This window comes from Lentzea alba (assembly GCF_047445655.1).
In the GTDB taxonomy this organism is placed as follows: Bacteria; Actinomycetota; Actinomycetes; order Mycobacteriales; family Pseudonocardiaceae; genus Lentzea; species Lentzea alba_A.
The window spans coordinates 20,011-35,141 of the sequence record NZ_JAJAEG010000033.1; the positions used below are offsets into that span (position 1 = coordinate 20,011).

Genomic DNA, 15,131 nt, shown 5'->3' on the forward strand with positions numbered 1-15,131 from the left:
TGGACATGGGTCGCCTCCCGCAGGGAAGCCGCGGGCAGGGAAGCCGTCCTCGAACGGCTTCCCCGTCTCGCGGTGGTGGTGTCAGCAATCAGTGGCGTAGGTGAGCGGGTGTCGCTGACGGCAGGTCAGCAGGTCGTTCACCGGATTGCTGGGCGCCTTCTGCACCCAGCCTTCGTAGACGAGCGGCACGGCGAGTACACCCATGCCTCCCATGCCCATGTAGTCCACGACCGGGTCGTCCATCGCGGTCGTGGAGACCGAGTCGAGCACCATCTTGCCGACCACGGCGGCGTCGGCGGGGCTGCCGTCGCCGTTCGGGTCGATGTCGATGACCGCCATCGTGTTGGCGAACTTGCTGGAGACGTAGGCGTAGTAGCCGCCGCCCCGCTTCGCGCCGTAGTTGATGCCGTGGCAACCGGAGTCGCAGGGCAGCCACTTCACGATCTCGTCGGTCTTCGGGTCGAGGACGGTGATGTTGGACGACAACGTGTTGGCCACGAGTACCGCGTTGCCGTCCGGGCTCACCGGCAGCTGGATCGGCAGGCCGCCGAACGAGCCGCGGTCACCGGCCACCGGGTCGTAGTTGCGCCACAGGTCGATCTGTTTGTGGTGCACGGTGGCGTTACCGTCCTTGCACGCGTCGGCCTTGAGCGAGATGCAGGACACCGTCGCGCCCATGAAGTTGGCCTCGTACGCCTTCGCGCCGTCGGGCGTGATGCCCGTGGCGATCGGCAGTTCACCGGTGGCTTCCTTGCGGATGTTGCCGGACGCGATGTCCACGACGGTGGAGTCGTAGGTGTTGACGTTCGGCGTGACCATGGTCTTGCCGTCGCCGGTCATCCAGTGGGCGTGCGGATGCGCGACCTTCTCACCCGGTCCCTGGACCGGAATCCGGCGATCGATCTTCGTGGCACCGGGCGAGAGCTCGACCACCGACGCACCGCCGTTGATCGCGACGTGGAGCTGGTCGGTGTCCGTCCTCGTCATCACGTGCGAGGGGTCGGGCCCGACCTCGATCTGCCGGACGAACTGCCCCGTCGCCCGCTCGAAGACGGTGAGCTTGTTGCCGAACCACTCGGTTTGGTAGATGTACCTCTCGTCCTTGTCGGTCCACATGTTGTGCGGGTTGTTCATGTTGATCTGAGGCAGCGCGACCTTGCGGTCGACCTTCCAGGTGGAGACGTCGACCTTCGTCGCGGTACCGGACTTGGTCTTGCCCGCCGTCCGCTCCTTCTGGGTGTCGATCCAGACCTCGCCCACGCCCGGAGTCCCAGGCCGCTGGGTCAGTGCGGGCAGGGTCTTCGGCGTGTTGAACTTGTTCTTGAGGTAGGCGTCCAGCAGCGGGACGAGCTGAGGTGACCCGTTCGAGTCGTACATCAGGATCGGCGCCGGCGGATACGTGGGGTTCCACGTCCGCTGTTCGGTGTTGCTGAACTTCTGCCAGTTGGCCGGTGCGGTGATGTTGAAGAACTTCTGGACCAGTTGCGAGATGATGTCGCCATCGGACGGGACGTTCAGCCCGCGGCTGTTGACCTTGAGCTTCTTGCCGAAGTCGAGGCCTGGCGTGAGCGGGTCGTCCACGACGACCGCACCGAGCATGTACGGGTGGATCTTGCAGACGAACGCGTAGAGACCCGGTTCGGTCAGCTGCGCGGTCGAGCTGCCGACGAAGGCGCCCGGCTGGTCGAACGGGAAGCCCGCCGCACCCTCCGGCCAGATCAGGTTCGTGATGGTGTGCGCCGACTCCGCGGCCGGAGCCTTGATGTCGAAGTTCACCGTCACGGGCAAGCTGATCGTGGTGGTCTGGACGTACCTCTGGATGTCCTCCAGCACCTTCATCAGTTCCACCCCGACCGGCAGATCGAGCAGCGCGGTCTTCGAGTTGGCAGGCCGGGCCGCCATCTGCTGGGAGAGCTGGGTGATCAGGGTGTTCGCCTTGATCGCCCGCGCGTCCAGCAACGGCATCACCTTGCCGATCGAGGTGCGCAGCTTGTCGAGGCCGAGCAGCTTCGCCGGGTCGACACCGAGGCTCTGGAGCGGCGTCGGGCCGTTGTTGAACTGGAGCTGGGTCAACCGCGACAGATCACCGTTGAGCAGGTTGCTCGCGGCCGAGCCGAGCAGAGCGCCGTTGCCCAGCAACGGCAGCCCGTCCAGGGGCACGCCGGGGACGAGCGGGTTGAGCTTCACCCGCGGCAGTTCGGCGACCGCGAGGGAACGCGTGCCGAACAGCTGGAGGTTCGTGTCGTACCAGGACCCCTGGTTGTCCGTGAGGTGGAACGACACCGGAACCGGCCCGCCGCCGATCGGTAGCCCACCAGAACCCGTGGTCGTCGTCGGGCCGGGCGTCTGGGAGCTGGTGGTGGTCGTGGGCACCGTGGTGGTGGTAGTCGGACCTGTGGTCGTGGTTGTCGGTCCGGTGGTGGTTGTGGGCGACGTGCCACTGACCTCGACCGACCCGAGCATGTCCGGGTGGAAGCGGCAGCGGTAGTTGACGGTGCCGGCGGAGGTGAAGGTGAAGGAGAAGGACTCCCCGGCGTTCACATCCGACGACAGCGGACCACCGGTCACGCTGTGCACGACACCGTTGGTCTCGTTGTTGGTCCACCTGACGGTGTCGCCGACGTTCACGTTCAGCGTTGCCGGGTTGTACTGCAGGTTCTGCATCGACACCGTGAACGTGGCCGCGGTGGCTGCCGGTGTGTTCAGCCCGATCGCGGTCAGGGCGAGCAGCAGCGCCGAGCCGAGCGCGAGTGCTCGTGCTCCGCGTCGGCGCCTCCTTCCCGAGGAGAACATGCGTAATACCTGTGGAGAGCGCATCGATTTCCCTTCTGACACCTATTTCGGCACATCGGAAAAACTCCACGCATGACGAACACGCCCCGTTGAGGTTTAGTTCGCCGCACGAGCGCCTAACCGCGCTGCGGTTCACATCCGCGGTGATGAACCAGTCGTCACGTGAAGGCACCTAAATACATCCACGACCAATGTCCGAAGGATTTCCCGGACGTTAACGATCTGTCAACTGGGTCGCACCCGGCACTGCTCGTCGTTGTGACCAACACCTAACAGGATATTCTGCGAAATCCATGCACGACATCTCATTGTGCCGTCGCGAACCGCCATATGTGCAGGTCATGGCACCTATTTTGGACCTATGCAAGTGTGTGTCGAGTGACAGGTATTTGCTTTTTAAGTTGATACTCGACACCGTCGAGCCGTTCGAGACAGCGGCTCTCAAGGGTCTACCCGAGAGGTTCTGGCCAAAACGCCCGCGCAGCTGCCACCATGACTCACGCACACCGCCACGACCGCGCAGCAATGCGCAAACCCGCTCCAGTGAGAGAAAGTGATGGAACATGCCGTCTTCCAGGGGTACGCGCAAAGACGGTCCGCTGATTTCTCCCGCCAGCGGGCCAGGTCACTGGCGAGCCCGGCTGGCAGGCCTTGCCGCGGTCGTGCTCGTCGTGGCCACGGCCGCCTGGGTCGTCGTCGGCCGCGATCCCGACCCCGCCCCACGAACCCACACGGTCGTCTACGAGATCACCGGGCCGGGAGGCAGGTCGCCCGAGATCAGGTTCGCCACCGAGGGAGTGAACAGCACCGAGAAGGCCGAAGCCGTCGACCTGCCGTGGCGCAAGGAACTGACCATCTCCTCCGGCCCTGGTCTCAGCGTGGCGCAGGTGATGGCGGCCAACGGCCAGGGCGAGTCGATCTCGTGCACCATCACTGTCGACGGCCACGTCGTCGCCAACAACACGGCCAAGGGTGAGCACGCCACCGTGTCGTGCTCGAACATGATCACCCCGGCGGTGGCGGGGCAGGGCTGAGAGGGCTCAGAGCGTGCCGGTGGGGGCGGCGCCTGTCGGTCGCGGCCTCGATCTGCTCGGCGGTGCACGGTGGGTCGAGCAGATCGCCGCGCATGGCGTGGCAGCGGAACATGTCCGCCATGTGGTGCACCCGGTCGGGCAGCGCCAGGGTCATCAGGTGCTTGGGTGACTGCCCGGCAGGCCGGCACGCGCCTGGTCGGCCGGCTGCTCGCCGGCGATGACCTGGGTCAGACTGCCCACAAAGGACAGACGCGGGCTACCTGGTCTCGACCGGTTCGGCCGGCATCATCGGTACGTTTGCCGGCGCCTGGGTGTTCAGCGCGATCTTGATCGACTGTTCGTCGACCAGACCGATGACGACACCCGCCGCGACGATGACGACCGGTGCACCGAGGTGCCACCGGTCCAGCCGGGACGCTGCGAAGGAGCGGACCGCCACGGCGATCGCGATCATGAGGAGCAGCGAGTTCATGTGACCGTGCTTCGTGAAGGCGGCGTGACGGACGGGAAACGCACTGTCCGCAAGACCTTTGTGGACACTCAGCGATTCGTCGTCCCCCAGGTGGCGGGTCTTACCAGGTCACCTGGCTGGAAGGTCCAGCTGGTTCGCCGGTGCCGTGCGACGTGTGGCGTGGCTGATGATCGTGGAGCCGGTCCGCGGCGGCGTTTTCGCCTGCCCGGCTTGCGATTTTCAGCCACGAACAGAGAAGACGGAGTTGTTTCACCGTGCGCACCCCGATTGACCGCGCGACCTGGCGAACGCTTCTGGGGTACGCCAGACCGCAGCGGCTCACCATCCTTTTCGGAGGGGCACTCGTCCTGCTGAGCGGTCTTGCCGCCGCCGCACAGCCGCTGGCGGCCAAGGCGCTGGTGGACCGGCTGGGCTCGGGGGACGGGATCACCGGTCTGCTGGCGCTGCTGGTCGGCCTGGCACTGGCCGGTGCCGCGATCGCGATGGTCGGTGACTACCTGCTGGAACGTGCCGCCGAGTCGGTCGTGCTGGTCGCCAGGAAACGGCTGACTCGGCGGCTGCTCTCGTTGCGCGTGCCTGCGGTGCAACGCACCGAGCCAGGAGACCTGCTGTCGCGGTTCACCGGGGACACGACGTTGCTGCGCGAGGTGTGCACGCACGCGCTCGTCGCACTGGTCACCGGCTCGGTGACGACCGTGGTGATGGTCGTGATGATGGGCGTGATGGACCTCGTCCTGCTCGGCATCACCCTGGCCGTGCTCCTGGTGGTCGGCCTGCTCGCTCTGGCCGGGATGCCGATGATCGAGAAGGCGTCCCACGCCGCCCAGAGCGCTGTCGGTGAGACCGGTGCGCGGCTGGAGCGAGTGCTCGGCGCCTTCCGCACCGTGAAGGCAGCCGGCGCCGAGACGAGGGAGATCGCCGCGATCGAGCGCGGCGCCGACAACGCGTGGCGTGCCGGTGTTCGTTCGGCGTGGTGGGAATCGCTGGTGCACGGCTCCAACGGCCTCGCGGTCCAGGCGTCGTTCCTCGCCGTGCTCGGCATCGGCGGCGCGCGGGTCGCGACCGGAGCGATCTCACTGTCCACTTTGGTTGCTTTCCTGTTGTTCCTGTTCTACCTGCACGAGCCGATCGGTCAGTTGCTGCACGCCGGCAGCAGGCTGCAGATCGGGCTCGCCGCGGTGCGCAGGCTGAGTGAGGTCGACCAGATGGAGGCCGAGCCGCTCGGCACCGGTGACAACGAGGTCGCGGGAGAGGGCGGAGCTCGCCTGACCTTCGTCGACGTCCGGTTCCGCTACGGTCCGGACCGGCCGGAGGTGCTGCGTGGCGTGAGTGTCGACGTCCCCGCGTCGGGCATGACCGCGTTCGTCGGTCCTTCCGGTGCGGGCAAGTCCACGCTGTTCGCGTTGATCGAGCGGTTCTACGAGCTGTCGGCCGGGCGGATCCTGCTGGACGGCTGCGATCTGGCGGACTGGGATCTGGCCGCCCTGCGTGCGGGCATCGGCTATGTCGAACAGGACGCGCCGCTGTTGTCCGGGTCGTTGCGCGAGAACCTCGTCTACGGGCGCCCGGAGGCGACTGACGAGGAGATTCGCGATGTGGTGGCGCAGACCCGGCTGGACGCTCTCGTCGAGCGGCTGCCCGACGGGCTGGACACCGCGGTCGGGCATCGCGGCACCTTCCTGTCCGGTGGTGAGCGGCAACGGGTCGCGCTCGCCCGTGCGCTGCTCAGCCGTCCGCGGTTGTTGTTGCTGGACGAGATCACCTCGCAGCTGGACGCCGCGAACGAGATGGCGATCAGGGACGTGGTCACGACCGCGGCGAAGACGATGACGGTGCTCGTGGTGGCGCACCGGCTGTCGACGGTGACGCAGGCGGACCGGATCGTCGTGCTGGACAACGGAACCGTGCGTGCTGCCGGCACTCATGACGAGCTCGTGCGGAGTGATCCGATGTACGCCGACTTCGCCGCCACTCAGCTGCTCACCGGCGAACACGCCCGATGAGCGGGTGCTCGGAGTGCGCCGATCCGGCGCACTCCGAGCGTGGTCATCCGTGTGCTGTGCCGACTGTCGTGATCGGGAGCCGCAGCCGCAGCTGGAAGCCACCGTCGGGCATGGGGCCGGTGTGGAGTTTCCCGCCGAGCAGTGCGGCGCGCTCCTGCAGTCCGACGAGTCCGTGCTGTGCGCTGGGCAGGGCGAGGTTCGGCCGGGTGGGCCGGGTGTTGGTGACGGTGACGGTGAGGTCGGTGTCGTCGTGGCTGATCTCGATGGTGGCGCCGGCACCGGGAGCGTGCTTGCGCACGTTGGTGAGCGCTTCCTGGATGGTGCGGTAGATGGCCCGCTGCACGGGTGGTTCGAGCCCTTCCGGTGCGGCGCCGACCAGCCGGGCGTCGATCGCGCTGTTGCCGATGAGGCGTTCGAGATCGGTCAGCGTCGGCTGCGGGGTGAGCTCGGTCGACGGTGTGCCCGAGGCGCGCAGCAGATTCACCATGTGGCGCAGCTCGTCGAGCGTGTTCACGGACAGCTGCCGCACGTTCCCGGCCGCCTGCTTGGCGTTCGGATCCGTGGTGCTGACCATGAGCGCGCCTGCCTGCACCGCGATCAGGCTCACCTGGTGGGACACGACGTCGTGCATTTCGCGGGCGAGCTGGTTGCGTTCGCGGGCCAGGATCGCCTCCGCGTCGAGCCGCCGCTCGTGCTCGCGTGCTTCCTTGACCTCTTCCAGCCGCAGTGCCAGCTCCCGCTGCGTGTGCAGGAACTGACCGAGCAGGATCGGCGCGACCGCCGTCATCGTGAAGTAGACGACGCCGAGCAGCGTGTAGGAGTCCCAGATCGACGGCGCGAATTCCGTTGTCGGGAAGACGAAGCTGGCCGCGGCGAGGAGGCCGCACCCCGCGAGCAGCCACCAGTCGCGATAACGGCTGGAGACCGCGTAGAGAGCGACGATCGCCGGAACGATCGTGCCGGGGAACAGCACTGCCGGCAGGGTCGCGAAGAAGGACGGCAGCGGCCAGCGTTCGCGCACCAGGAGGGCGAGCACGGCGATCGCGATCGTGACGAGCCCGTACGGGTCGTTCTCGGCGATCGTGGTCAGCACTCCCTCGGCCACGGCGACCGCGAGCAGCACGGCGTCGACGAGCCGGCTGGACGGGCGGGAGCTCACAGCGGCTCCCCGCTGTCGTCGAGCAGGCCGGCCCGCTGCGCCACCAGGGCCGCCTGCACCCTGCTGCCGACGCGCAGCTTGGTGAGGATGGCGCTGACGTGGTCCTTCACCGTGCCGACACTGACGTGGATCCGGGCGCCGATCTCGGTGTTGGACAGTCCCTCCGCGATCAGCACGAGCACCGTGCGTTCGCGTTCGGTCAGCAGCCCGACCTGCTCGGTGGCTGCCGAGCCCGCACCGGAACCGAGGTAGCCGTCGACGACCGTGCGGGTGACCTTGGGGGAGAGCACCACGCCGCCGCTGACGAGCGTGCGCACCATCTGCGCGAGCTGCTCGGGCCCGGTGTCCTTGAGGATGAACCCGGCCGCGCCCGATCGCAGGGCCATGGCGATGTACTCGTCGGAGTCGAACGTCGTCAGCATCGCCACGACCGGCGGCTGCTTGAGGCCCTGCAGCTGACGCAGGATGGTGAGGCCGTCGACGTCCGGCATCCGGATGTCGAGCAGCACGAGGTCGGGTTTGAGCAGACTGATCTCGCGCACCGCTTGCGCGCCGGTGGGTGTGGCGACGACCTCCATGTCTCCGGCAGCCTGGAGGATGAGGCGGAAACCGGTCCGCACGAGCTCCTCGTCGTCCACGACGACCACCCGGATCATTTCACGCTCCTTTGTGGATCCTGCACGCGTGCAGTCTCGCCGAGACCTCCGCGGAGTCGCCATCCGGGACCTGGCGGGTCGGGCCCGGCCGACCGGCAGGTTCTGACCAGCCGGTCGGCCGGGGGCTCAACGGATGTACTTCGCCGGCTTGGTGGCGAGGTTGAGCAGGTACTCCAGCGGTCCCTTGCGGAAGAAGCGAGACCAGATGAAGGCGAACAGCATGGCGCCGAAGATGAACACGAGTACCGGTGTCCAGGACGTCTGGGACTCGGACCCGGCGGTCACGCCGGTCCCGGATGCACCGGAGGCCCCCGACATCTGGGACGACAGCAGGAAGTGACCGACGTAGGCGGTCAGGGACATGGTGCCCACGGCGATGATCGGTGCGGCCAGGCGCCGCAGCAGTGGCAGGCGGTCGATCGCCATCATCGCGAGCACGATCACGGTGATCGCGACTCCGACGCAGCCGATGATGTCGAACGGCATTCCGCTGTGCGGCCCTGAGGTCAGCAACGACCAGGCCGATCCCGTGGTGTTGGGCGGCATCATGTCACCGGCGGCGCCGAGGTCGCCCATGGCGCCGGGGTCCTTCGGTCCCTTGCCCGTGCCCGAGCCGCCGGGCCCCCTGGCGCTCTGCATCTCCGCGGCTTCCCGCACGCCGTCGATCAGCTGGGCCAGCAGCCAGGAGGTGCCGTAGGCGAACACGGCGAGGGCGGGACCGAACACGGCCAGCCGCTTGCGCACGGCGCCGGAGGACACGTCCAGCCGGCCCAGCGCCATGCCGGCGATGATGAACGCCATCCAGGGGATCGCGGGGTAGAAGCCGGTGAGCAGGAGGTCCAGCAGTCCCGCGCCGCCGAGTTGGGCGAGTGGGTCGTAGGCCTTCACGGCAGCCCTGGCCGGTTCGGTGATCAGGGACTTGAGGCCGAAGGCCAGCAGCGGCCCGACGACGGCGATCCCGGCCGCGATGATCGCGAGCGTCTTGGCGTTCAGGCGCAGCAGTGGCATTGCCAGGAGGAAGAAGAGCCCGTAGGAGGCGAGGATCACCACGTCGCCGTAGAACGTGATCATCACGGTGCCCAGGACGAGCAGCATCACGGCTCGGATCGCGATCCGAGCCTTCGCCTGCCGTCCGGCCACACCGGTCTTCGGCTCAAGGCGGCCGGCGATCAGCATCAGCGAGAACCCGGCGAGCGTGGCGAACAGGGCCGACGAACGGCCTTCCGTCAGGTGCCGCACCCAGGCACCGATGCCGCTCGCGTTGGTCGCCGAGGGGCCGAGGTGCACGACGTACATTCCGAACACGGCCAGCGCGCGGGCCAGGTCCACTCCGACCAAGCGCCCCATCGAGGGTGTGGGTTCTGTTGCCGTCTTGGGCTGGGGAGGCGATGTCTCCGGCGCAGCTGAGGTGTCCTGCGGTGGTGGCATCTGTGTCATGCAGCAACTTTGGCGGCGAGGTGGGTGACGGGACCATCCGTCAGGTCGGGGTGCGGACCCCGCCACCCGGCCGGACTCTCCGGGCCGACCGCCTTGGTCCACTGTGGCCGGTCAGGAGCGGCTGATCATCCTGGCGGCGAGGCGGAAACCCTGTCGTGGGGTGACGTGGGGCAGATAGGCACGGCTGACCGCGTTCGCGATGCGGGGCAGTGCGGCGGAGTCCGGGTAAGCCATGTACATCGGCCGGTACACGGGCTGGAACTTCGCCTTGAACGCGAACAGGGAGCGGAACCCGTAGACCGGTTCCACCACCTGTCCGGTGAGGTCCAGCACCCGCTGCAGCAGGCGAGGACGTTCACCGCGGTCGAGCCGGGCGAGCGGTGCGCCGGACAGGCTCAGGAACCGGGTGCCCTCGTTCTTCAGTTCCAGTGCGGCCGAGGCGATCAGGAACTCCATCGTGCCGCGGAAACCGTTGGCACGGCGGCGCATGAAGTCGAGCGTGTAGCCGATGACCTCGCCGTCGGAGTACACCGGCAGCCAGCTCGTGACGCCGTGCACGGTGCGGTCGGCGTCGATCGCGAGCAGGCACCGCACGCCGTCGCCGGTGAGCTCCTCGAGCCCGCCCAGCGTGAAGCCCATCTCGGGCAGACCCTTGTCCGCCACCCACTCCGCCGAGATCGACCGGATCTGGTCGGTGATCGCGGGTGGTGCGTCGGCGTAGGTGCACCACTCGGCGGTGATGCCTTCCTTGGCCGCCTTGTTCAGCGCGGTGCGCACGTCCTGCCACTTCTTGCCGGTGAAGGCCAGCGTGTCGAGCTCGATCACGGTGTCCTCGGCGACCTGCACCACCGGCCAGCCGAGCGGGGCGACCTCGTCTCTGGTCTCGGCGCTGATGCTGTACAGGCACGGGGTCCAGCCGTTTTCCTGGCAGAAGTCGGCAAATCCGCGGACCGCGTCGATCCGGTCGGGCCCGACCGGGTCACCGACGGTCAGCGCGATCGTGGCCACCACCCGGTACGCGATCACCGTCTCGCCGTCCGGGGTGAACCAGTACTCGTTGCCGCGCCACGTCGTCATGTGCGACAACGACGAACCGCCGTGCCGCCGCACCAGTTCGCGGGCGTGGGCCGCCTCCCTCTCCGACGACGACGGCCACGCGCGCCACGACGCCATCAGCAAACCCGCCAGCACGATCAGCCAGAACACCACGCCCGTGTACTCGAACAACAGCGTGCCGGCGAACCCGTTCGCCTTGAACCGCAACGGCACCAGCCCCAGGTAACCAGGAGGCAGGAACCGCGTCGGCAGGTCGGCGAGCAGCTGGAGAAAACCCGGTTGTGGGGTGAACTGGTCGCGCACCAGGTAGCCGCCGAACAAGTACAGCGCGGACAGCAATCCGATGCTGCCCAGCGTGAACCGCCAGAACTTGCGAATCGCGTGCCGGGGAAGCCGCACGGTGAAGTACTTGCGCGACAGCAGCAGCACGAGGGCGATCGCGAGCGGCGCCAGGATCGGCACGCCGTAGGAGAAACCGACTTCCAGTTCACCGCTGTCCGGGAACCGCGCGGTCTGCGCGACGTACCACCCGGTGACCGCCGCGTACGTCGAGGTGCCGCCCAGCGCCGACCACCAGGCGAACCGGCGGCCGCGGCGCAGCCCTTCCGCGAGCACCAGCAGCAGCAACGCCGGCAGCAGTGACATCACCAGGGCGGGGAACCGTCCGTAGGACAGCTGGATCAGCATCGTGCGGCATTGCTCGGCCGCGCCCGAAGCGCACGTGATGGCCACGTCTTCCGGTGCCGGCTGGGCGACCGCCACCACGTCGGAGAACCACGACAGCGGGCCGTTCGGGAACGGTGACATCATCGCCACCACCGGTCCGAGCGCCGATGCCGCCACCAGAAGGCCGACGAGAACCCGCTTCTCCGCCGAGGTTCCCGGCGTGCGGGCAACGTCCCGGCGGAGGAAGAGCACGCCGATCAGCAGTCCGGCCACGCCACCGGTCAGCCGCAGCAGGTCCTCCAGCCAGCCCGAGTACAACGCGAGCACGAGCAGCGACAGGGCGGTCATGAGCCGGACGCGGCGTCGCCACAACACCGGCATCCGGAACGTGCACGCCAGCGCGAGTCCCACCCCGCCGATCGACGGCCCGGCCGCGACCGCGCCCGTGAGCGACTCCAGCCAGGACCAGCCGAGGTTGCTGCCGAGCAGCACCACCCCCAGTCCGAGGAACACCCCGATCACGTGGGAGGCGAGGAAGATCGTCGCGGTGCGCAGGGCACCGAGTTCGCGTTCGGCCAGGGTGCCGAAGACGAGCAACAGCGCGGTGGTTGCCACGTAACCCGTGAGATCCATGGCCCACAGCGCCGAGGAGAGTGCCGTCCACAACGGACTGCCGGTGCCGAAGCCGATCCGCGCGAGCAGTTCCTCGTTCGGGCCACCCAGCGCGCCGGTCAGTGCGCCGACGGTCCAGAACGCGATGACGAAGAAGACAGTCGTCAGCGGAGCGGTCCGGAACAGCCTGCCGACCAGCCTCGTGATCCGGTCCAGTTGCGTGCTCATGTCTCTCGTTTCCCGGTGGTCCCTGCGGTCATCTGCTCAGCCCTGTCCGCGAGGCGAGCCACGGCAAGGAGTCGTAGAGGCCGGGCCGCCACACGTTCCAGTCGTGCCCGCCCGGAAGTTCCTTCCACAGCACGTCGATACCGGCCCTGCGACACGCCTCGAACACCTCGGCGTCCGCCTGGCGGTAGAGCACGTCGTCCCGTCCCGCGACGACCACGCCCGCCGTCTGCGCAAATCGTTCGCGGGCAAGGATGTCCATCGGGTTGACGCGCACGAACGCCGCTTCGTCCCCACCGAACGCGGCCTTGACCGTCTCGGCGCGAGAGCCCAGCGTCGGCTCGCGCTGTCCGGTGAGGTTGATGAAGTTCCCGTACACGTCCGGCGCGCGCACCGCGAGCTGAACCGCGCACGTGCCACCCTGGGACAAACCCGCGATGGTCCAGGCTTCGCGGCGCTCGTCGACCGTCAGTCGCCGCTTGATCCACGCGGGCACCTCACGGGCGAGATATGTCTCCGACTGCCCCAGCTTCGAGTCCAGGCACAGCGGGTTCGCCATCCGTGCGCCGAGCTGGTCGGCCACCACCACGATCGGTGCCAGTCCGTCGTGCTCGTGGGCGAACGCGTCCAGGCGTTCGGTGAGCCGTCCCGCGTCGAACCAGTCGCGCGGCGAACCGGGCTGGCCCGGCAGCAACACCACCACGGGCAATCGCGGACGAGGCGTCGCCGCGTACGCGGGCGGCAGGTAGATCCACGCCGGACGCGCCTTGAACGCACCGGGTATCGGCGCCTCCGAGACCGTGCCCTTCTCCGGCAGGTCCGCGGGCTTCTGCCAGACATCGGCGAGCTTGCCGCCCGCGGGTACCTCGATCACGCTCGACGCCGGCTTGGCGGCCTCGTCGAGATCCACCCGGTTGTTCGTGAGCAGCTCGAGCACCGCGCGTGAGGTGGGGTAGAAGCCGAAGTGCGCGTTCGCCGCCGTGAACGAGCTCGTCATCACGACCAGCACCAGCACCACGCTCAACAGCCGCCAGCACCACCGCCCGGTCCGCAGCCGCGCGACCGCGAGACACACCGCGAGCAGCGCCGCGCCCGCCCAGACGGCCAGGATCGGGGGAAGCGGCTCCGGCCACGGCTTCCACACGTGGTCGAGCAGGAGCTTCAGCCCTGCCGTCAAAGCGGTGCATGCCAGCACGACGGCCGGCACGATCCGGCTCCACCACGTCCGGTTCTTCCGGATTGCCAGAGCGACCAGCGCGAGCACACCGGCGACGGTTGCGGTGACGGGGATCGGCCCGTTGATCAGCGACAGGTCCAATGGGCTGAGCATCCGTTCCTCGGCAGGGAAGGTGCGTGACAGGCGTCCTGAGGGGGAGTTACGCCTGTCACGCGGGTCTCGTTGTGACGCCGGGTCATCCCTCGTCGTCGCTGAAGAACTCCTCGGCCATGCTGCTGATCGCCATGCCACCGAGCACACCGCCGGCGGCACCGGCCGCACCGGCGGCGAGCATGCCGCCCATGCCCGCCCCGCGCCGCTGACCGTGCTGGTCGTAGTCGTCGTGGTCGTAGCCGCGGCGACCGTAACCAGGCTGACCGCCGTACCCGGGCTGACCGCCGAAGGCGGGGTTGTGGCCGTTGTGGCCGCCGAACGCCGGGTTGTGGGCGGCACCGCCGAACGCGGGGTTCGTCCTGCCGCGCTCGGCGACCTGCGTGAGCCAGCCGCTGATGGCCGCGGCCCAGTCGGTGACCTGCGCCTCCTGGTGGGAGAGCCGAAGGTGGCCGGTCGTGTCGCCACCGGACGAGAACCCGCCGCGGCGCCGGTCGGCCTCCAAGATCACGTGCAGCTCGTTCGCGTTGGCCACGAAGGTCAGCTCGACCTGGCTCACCCTGCCCGCGAACTGGGCCGGGGGGAAGAACTCGAGCTCCTGGTAGAAGCCGAACTCGTGCGGTACACCGGGCAGGCGCCCGGCCTCGACGTCGGCGCTGCGGAACGAGAATCCGAGCTGTCCGAACGCGTCCAGCACCTTGTTCTGCGAGGGCAGCGGGCCGACCAGCACCGGGTCGAGGTCGCCCTTGTCGGGTGCGCCCGCGACGATCAGTTCGGTGCGCACACCCACGCTCAGCCCCGGCAGAGCCGCACCACCGACCGCAGTGATCGGCGTTTCCCACGGCACCGGCAGCTGGAACGGGATCGAGACCAGCTGGCCCGCCGGCACCCGCAGTCCCTGCTGCACGACCATCCGGAAGAACTCCGCGACGTCGCCGTGCTCGTCGTCGCCGCCGAAACCGCCGAAGCCGCCACGCTCGACCTCGACCTGGGTGACCAGCGACAGCACGACCTGGCCGATCTCGGCGTCCGAACTGCCGCCCTGGATGCGGACCTGTCCGGTGATCGGCTGGCCGGGCACGGCGTGCGGCGAGTCGAGCACGGTGTCGACGGACGGGCCACCGATGCCGAAGGCGCTCAGCATTCGACTGAACATGCGAAGGTCTCCTCTTTGGACGGATGAGATCAGTTCTGGTGCAACGTTGTTCAGGAGTTGGAAGGTTGTGTGCCCGCACAGTGCCGTGTCCCGGTGTTGTGGGTCGGGCAGGTTGCGCGGTAGGCGTCGTCGAAGGGGTGGGGCGACGCCTACCGCGCGGGCTCGGGTGCGGCTAGCGGTGCCTGCGGCCGTACAGCCCGGCCGCCAGGCTGACACCGCCGGCGGCGAGGGCGATCTGGATGAACAGCTCGATCCAGTCGATGCCGCGGGTGTCGCCCACGCCGAGTGCGTTGGCGGCGAATGTGCCGATCAGCGCGGCGACGACGCCGATCAGGACGGTCAGCCAGATCGGGATGCGTTGCCTGCCTGGCAGGACCAGCCTGCCCAGCGCACCGATGATCAAACCGATGAAGAGTGCGCTGAAGATGCCGGAAATGGCCATGTTGCCTCCTTGGACGTCAGTTCGGCCGAATGGCCGAAGTCGTTCGTGACATTCGAGGAACTTCATGCGCAGCACCGGACATCATGACCGAGA

12 protein-coding genes are annotated in these 15,131 nt (G+C 68.2%); 2 read left to right on the top strand and 10 right to left on the bottom strand.

Annotation, left to right across the window (positions count from 1 at the left end; genetic code table 11):
* Positions 1-81: 81 nt before the first annotated feature.
* Positions 82-2,793 carry a cupredoxin domain-containing protein gene (locus LFM09_RS39855; RefSeq protein ID WP_414101816.1) on the bottom strand — a complete coding sequence of 904 codons (2,712 nt, stop codon included), beginning with the start codon at positions 2,791-2,793 and terminating at the stop codon, positions 82-84.
* A gap of 563 nt (positions 2,794-3,356) precedes the next feature.
* Between LFM09_RS39855 and LFM09_RS39860 the strand changes: the two genes are divergently transcribed.
* Complete coding sequence (locus tag LFM09_RS39860; RefSeq protein ID WP_414101817.1) at positions 3,357-3,827, top strand: MmpS family transport accessory protein; 471 nt, start codon at positions 3,357-3,359, stop codon at positions 3,825-3,827.
* Here the strand turns inward: LFM09_RS39860 and LFM09_RS39865 are convergent.
* On the bottom strand, positions 3,799-3,981 hold the full coding sequence (locus LFM09_RS39865) for a hypothetical protein (protein WP_414101818.1): 183 nt from the start codon (positions 3,979-3,981) through the stop codon (positions 3,799-3,801). The two genes, LFM09_RS39860 and LFM09_RS39865, sit on opposite strands and share 29 nt — an antisense overlap.
* 102 nt (positions 3,982-4,083) lie before the next feature.
* Positions 4,084-4,299: a hypothetical protein gene (locus tag LFM09_RS39870; RefSeq protein ID WP_414101819.1), complete on the bottom strand. Its 216-nt coding sequence runs from the start codon at positions 4,297-4,299 to the stop codon at positions 4,084-4,086.
* A 254-nt stretch (positions 4,300-4,553) separates the two neighbouring features.
* On the opposite strand from LFM09_RS39870, the gene LFM09_RS39875 reads away from it, so the two are divergent.
* On the top strand, positions 4,554-6,302 hold the full coding sequence (locus LFM09_RS39875; RefSeq protein WP_414101820.1) for an ABC transporter ATP-binding protein: 1,749 nt from the start codon (positions 4,554-4,556) through the stop codon (positions 6,300-6,302).
* Positions 6,303-6,345: 43 nt separating this feature from the next.
* Here LFM09_RS39875 and LFM09_RS39880 read toward each other — a convergent pair whose 3' ends face one another.
* The 7 genes from LFM09_RS39880 to LFM09_RS39910 all read right to left on the bottom strand — a co-directional run bounded on the left by LFM09_RS39880 (position 6,346) and on the right by LFM09_RS39910 (position 15,038).
* Positions 6,346-7,461 carry a sensor histidine kinase gene (locus tag LFM09_RS39880; protein WP_414101821.1) on the bottom strand — a complete coding sequence of 372 codons (1,116 nt, stop codon included), beginning with the start codon at positions 7,459-7,461 and terminating at the stop codon, positions 6,346-6,348.
* Entirely contained in the window at positions 7,458-8,117 is a 660-nt protein-coding gene (locus tag LFM09_RS39885) for a response regulator (protein WP_414101822.1), read from the bottom strand. The genes LFM09_RS39880 and LFM09_RS39885 overlap by 4 nt, the downstream gene beginning before the upstream one ends.
* A 126-nt stretch (positions 8,118-8,243) precedes the next feature.
* Positions 8,244-9,464 (bottom strand): DUF418 domain-containing protein, encoded by a 1,221-nt coding sequence (locus LFM09_RS39890; RefSeq protein ID WP_414101823.1) that lies wholly within the window; start codon positions 9,462-9,464, stop codon positions 8,244-8,246.
* A 201-nt stretch (positions 9,465-9,665) separates the two neighbouring features.
* The gene (locus LFM09_RS39895; RefSeq protein ID WP_414101824.1) at positions 9,666-12,116 is read right to left on the bottom strand and encodes a phosphatidylglycerol lysyltransferase domain-containing protein; all 2,451 of its coding nucleotides are present in this window, start codon (positions 12,114-12,116) and stop codon (positions 9,666-9,668) included.
* Positions 12,117-12,144: 28 nt separating this feature from the next.
* On the bottom strand, positions 12,145-13,443 hold the full coding sequence (locus LFM09_RS39900) for an alpha/beta hydrolase (protein WP_414101825.1): 1,299 nt from the start codon (positions 13,441-13,443) through the stop codon (positions 12,145-12,147).
* An 82-nt stretch (positions 13,444-13,525) separates the two neighbouring features.
* A complete protein-coding gene (locus LFM09_RS39905; RefSeq protein WP_414101826.1) occupies positions 13,526-14,596 on the bottom strand; it encodes a sporulation protein in 1,071 nt (356 codons plus the stop codon).
* 172 nt (positions 14,597-14,768) lie between these two features.
* Positions 14,769-15,038, bottom strand: coding sequence for a GlsB/YeaQ/YmgE family stress response membrane protein (locus LFM09_RS39910; protein ID WP_414101827.1), 270 nt, complete (start codon positions 15,036-15,038; stop codon positions 14,769-14,771).
* Positions 15,039-15,131: the final 93 nt, after the last annotated feature.